Source organism: Thauera phenylacetica B4P (genome assembly GCF_000310225.1).
Lineage (GTDB): Bacteria > Pseudomonadota > Gammaproteobacteria > Burkholderiales > Rhodocyclaceae > Thauera > Thauera phenylacetica.
On record NZ_AMXF01000304.1, the window covers coordinates 1 to 3990 of the forward strand.

The 3990-nt window shown below is 73.6% G+C and carries 4 protein-coding genes; 2 read left to right on the top strand and 2 right to left on the bottom strand.

The features are described from left to right. The coding region (locus C667_RS20885) for an ATP-binding domain-containing protein (protein WP_004381939.1) at positions 1 to 1418 on the top strand (1418 nt) is incomplete at its 5' end. Between the two features lie 115 nt (positions 1419 to 1533). On the opposite strand, the gene C667_RS20890 is transcribed toward C667_RS20885, so the two are convergent. Beyond that, positions 1534 to 2589, bottom strand: a complete 1056-nt coding sequence (locus C667_RS20890) for an SPM autocatalytic domain-containing protein (RefSeq protein WP_004381943.1) — start codon at positions 2587 to 2589, stop codon at positions 1534 to 1536. A gap of 231 nt (positions 2590 to 2820) precedes the next feature. On the opposite strand from C667_RS20890, the gene C667_RS20895 reads away from it, so the two are divergent. After that, the gene (locus tag C667_RS20895) at positions 2821 to 3099 is read left to right on the top strand and encodes a type II toxin-antitoxin system HicA family toxin (protein WP_004381944.1); all 279 of its coding nucleotides are present in this window, start codon (positions 2821 to 2823) and stop codon (positions 3097 to 3099) included. A 155-nt stretch (positions 3100 to 3254) separates the two neighbouring features. On the opposite strand, the gene C667_RS20900 is transcribed toward C667_RS20895, so the two are convergent. Continuing rightward, on the bottom strand, positions 3255 to 3990 hold a 736-nt coding region (locus C667_RS20900), incomplete at its 5' end, for a DUF3482 domain-containing protein (RefSeq protein ID WP_004381945.1).

Sequence of the window (3990 nt, forward strand, 5' to 3'; positions counted from 1 at the left end):
GCAGGCGCCGCGCGGCGCAGCTCAGCGTCGAGCTCGCGCGCAACGCCGACGCGCTGCGCGCGCGCCTGCGCCCGCTGCTCGAGGGCGCCGAGCCCATGCTCGACGTACTGCTGCACTGCCCCGACCACGTGGTGCGCCAGCCCGGCACTGCGGGGCTGGACCCGAGCCGCATCGTCGACGCCGGCCGGCGCGACGAGCTGCCCGCGATCGTCGCCGCGCTGACGCGGCCACAGGAGGGCGACCCGGCCCTCGACGGCAGCCGCCGCCAGGCTCTCCACCGCTTCTTCGCCGACCTGCTCGAGCTGGTGCCGGACGTGCAGTCGCACATCGGCCAGGTGGACGAGCTCACCACCCGACTCGCCGGCGGGCTCACCGAATGGGCGCGCCGCATCACGGTCGAGCCGCACCGCCTGCGCGTGACCGCCACCGCGGGCAGCGGCAAGACCCAGCTCGCGCTCGCTGCCTACACCGACGCGCTCGCCGCCGGCCGGCGCCCGCTCTACGTGTGCTACAACCGCCCGCTCGCCGACCACTTCGCGCGCATCGCGCCGGCCGGCGGCGAGATCGCCACCTTCCACCAGCTCTGCGACCGCCGCCTGCGCGACGCCGGGCGCAAGCCGGCCTTCGGCGCGCCGGGCGCCTTCCGCCGCATGGAGGCCGACTTCGCCGCGCTGGTCGCAAGCCAGGTAACCGCCGCCTGGCAGTTCGACGAGCTCATCATCGACGAGGGCCAGGACTTCACCGAGGCCTGGCGCGACGCCCTGCTCGCGCTGCTCAAGCCGGGCGGGCGCGCCTGGTGGCTGGAGGACCCGCTGCAGAACCTCTACGACCGCCCGCCGGTGGCGCTGCCGGGCTGGGTGGGGCTCACCGCCGACACCAACTACCGCACCCCGGCCGACGTGCTCGCCCTGCTCAATACCCGGCTGCCGCTGCCCGCCCCGGTGCGCGCCGGGAGCCCGGTGACCGACAGCGCGCCGGAGATCTTCGCCTGGCGCGACGAAGCCGGCCTGATGGACGCCACCAAGCGCGCGATCACGCGCGCGCTCGGCCTGGGCTTCCGCCGCGACGCCATCGTGCTGCTCACCTTCCGTGGCCGCGAGCACTCGCGCTTCACCCCGCTCGAGCACCTCGGTGCCCACCGCCTGCGCGCGTTCACCGGCCGCTACGACCTGCTCGGCGAACCGGAGCACTCCCAGGGCGAGCTGCTCATCGACTCGGTGTATCGCTTCAAGGGGCAGTCCGCGCCCTGCATCCTGTTTACCGAGATCGATTTCGAGGTGACGGGTGGGCGCATGGACGAGCTCACCATGCGCAAGCTCTTCGTCGGCGCCACGCGGGCGACGATGAAGCTGATCCTGGTCGCGTCGGAGCGCGCGGCGGCTGCGCTCGCGCCGATCGCGGACGCGGACGCGGGGTGAAGGGTCGCCCCCGAAGCACCCCTCGCGCCTCAACCTCACCGACGCGCATCACATCCTGCGCCTGGACTGGCACACGTCGCGGGATACGGCGTCCGGACCGGGACGCGCCGCGGGATCAGACCTTCACGTCGACCTGGCTCAGCGTTCCGGCACCGCCATCCTCGCGCAGATAGACGCCGCTCGCGCGCATCAGACCCTGGGTGTCGTTCGCGGCGTCCTTCAGGCTGAACGGGGTCGCAACGCGGCCGTAGTGGAGCGCGCCGACGCCCGCTTCACCCAACGCCCGCACGCTGCCCTCGCCCGCCGCATCCGGCTGCCACACGCGCAGCTGCGACCAGGCGGAATCGGCCTCGTCGATCCAGCCGTTGCCGTCGTCGTCGAGGCGGGCGAGCTCGGCGAAGCCGTCTCCGGTGGCCGGACCGAAGAGCTCGCGACCGTCGTCGATGCGCCCGTTGGCGTTGCGGTCGAAGGCGAGGAAGCCGCTGCCGCTCATCGATGGCAGCTTCTCCCGGGTGCCGTCGCCATCGAGGTCGAAGCCAAAGCGCACATCCGAGAGCGCCGCCGCGGGGCCGCCGAAGTCCAGCACCAGCGGATCCTTCAGGCGCTGGTCGCCGGCGCGCACACTGACCGACACCGACTCGGTATAGCTGCGCGACATCTCGAAGCCGAGTTCGAAGCGGATCTCGGCGCCGTCGGCGGTACGCACCACCCCTGCGGCGGCGAAGGACACCGTCTCGGTCTCGCTGAAGCGGCTGCTGAAATCGTATTCGAGCCCGAAACCGACGCGCCGTGCGCCCCCCTGGCCGCCCGCAAGCGCGCTCCCGTCGCCCTCGCGCCCAGGCTCGGCGGCGTCGGCGGGCTGGAGCTCGCGCATGCTGAAGCGCCGCACCGGCTCGCCGGTCAGGAACTCGATCCTACGGATCAGCATGGCCAGGCGCGGATCGTCTTCGACCGCGTCCTCCGCGACCGCATCCACGGCCGCGGACGCGTTCTCGGCCACGAGCGCGCCCTGGCCGGCGGCGGAGATCTCCACCGCCGGCCGCTGCGCGCCCGCAGTTACCGGGACGGCATCCCGCGTGCCGCGCCAGACTTCGTGGCGCTCGCGGGTCTCGAGCGACTGGGCGAAACGATGCGAGGACTGCAGCTCGACACTGAAGGCGGCGACTTTCATGGGGGGAACCTGCGCGGAAGACGGCGACACCGGAGGTAACGGCCGCAAACGCCCCGGATTGAGGCGTAGCGCTCCGACGGGACGGCCTGCGCGGACGGGAGAGACGCCGAGCGCGGATCGACCCGGCTCCTCGTCGCGCTCCTGCATGCCCCGGGAGCGGCGTGCCCGTCTCCCGGCCACGGGGCGAACTGCGCTACGATGGGCTCATCCTTCGCGTGCCCGGAGTCCGCCATGAGCAACAAGCATCGCCACACCCTGGAAGCGATCTTCCGCGATCCGCCGGCCGGCAACCTGCACTGGCGCGAGGTCGAGTCGCTGCTGAACCACCTCGGCGCCGAGGTCGAGAGCGGCCACGGCGCGCGCTTCCGCGTGGTGCTGAACCGGCGCGAGTTCTACCTGCACCATCCGCACCACGGCAGTGATTTCGGCAAGCAGGCGGTGAAGGACCTGCGCGAGTTCCTCGCCAGCGCCGGCGTGTCGCCGTCGAGCTACGAGGACAGCACGGGCTGACGCGGCGCGCCCGGGCGAATCGGGGTGCGGCGCACACGGGAGGGGACTTTCCCGCGAACGAGCGCGGACACGAACCCTCTGTACGGGCCAGCCGGCTCCAAGCGCGTGCCCTCGCGCTCACACAGGCTTCATTCGATCGCCCCGGCCGGCGCAGTTCAGGCGAGCGCGCGTGCGAGTTCCGCGATCGCCTCGTCCTTGTGGCTGCCGTCCGCCTCCGCCCACTCGGGGTGGGCGCGGGCGCGGCCGATCGCATCGGGGAGCGCGTCCTTGCGCCAGCGCGCGCTCACCGGGTCGGCGTTCGCTGCGGCGCCCTCGCGTCCGGCGTCGAGCTCGATCGGCTTCACCGCGGCGTGGCCGCGCCCGTCGAGCGCCACCAGCAGGCTGCGCTGACGCAGCGCGACGATGCGCAGGATGGCGTCGTCCACGGTGAGCTCGCGGCGGCCGCGCAGCTTGGCGGCGAGGCGCTCGCCGTAGTGGCCGAAGGTCTGCCACAGGCCGCCGGCGATGGCACCGAGCGCGGCGGCGGCGCCCAGGGTGAGGCCGCCGGTCATCAGGTCGATGCCGACCCCCGCGGCCGCGCCTGCGGCCGCGCCGGTGCCGAGGCGCACGCCCATCTGGCGCAAGGTCTCGGGGTTGAAGAGGTCGTCGTCCCAGCGCCCGTCTGCGAGCGGCAGGTCGGCCATGCGCGCGTCGTCGGTGCGAAAGCGGTACAGGCGCAGCAGCGCGTCCACACAGGCCTGCTCGCGGCTGCGCACGTCCGCGCGCAGGCGCTCGACCGCGACCTGCAGCGCGGCCTCGTCGTCCTCGGAGTCGGCGAGGCGGTCGCGGCGCGCGGCGAGCTCGACCAGCAGTTCGGCGACCAGGCGGCGGGCGGCCTCGCGCCGTGCCGCG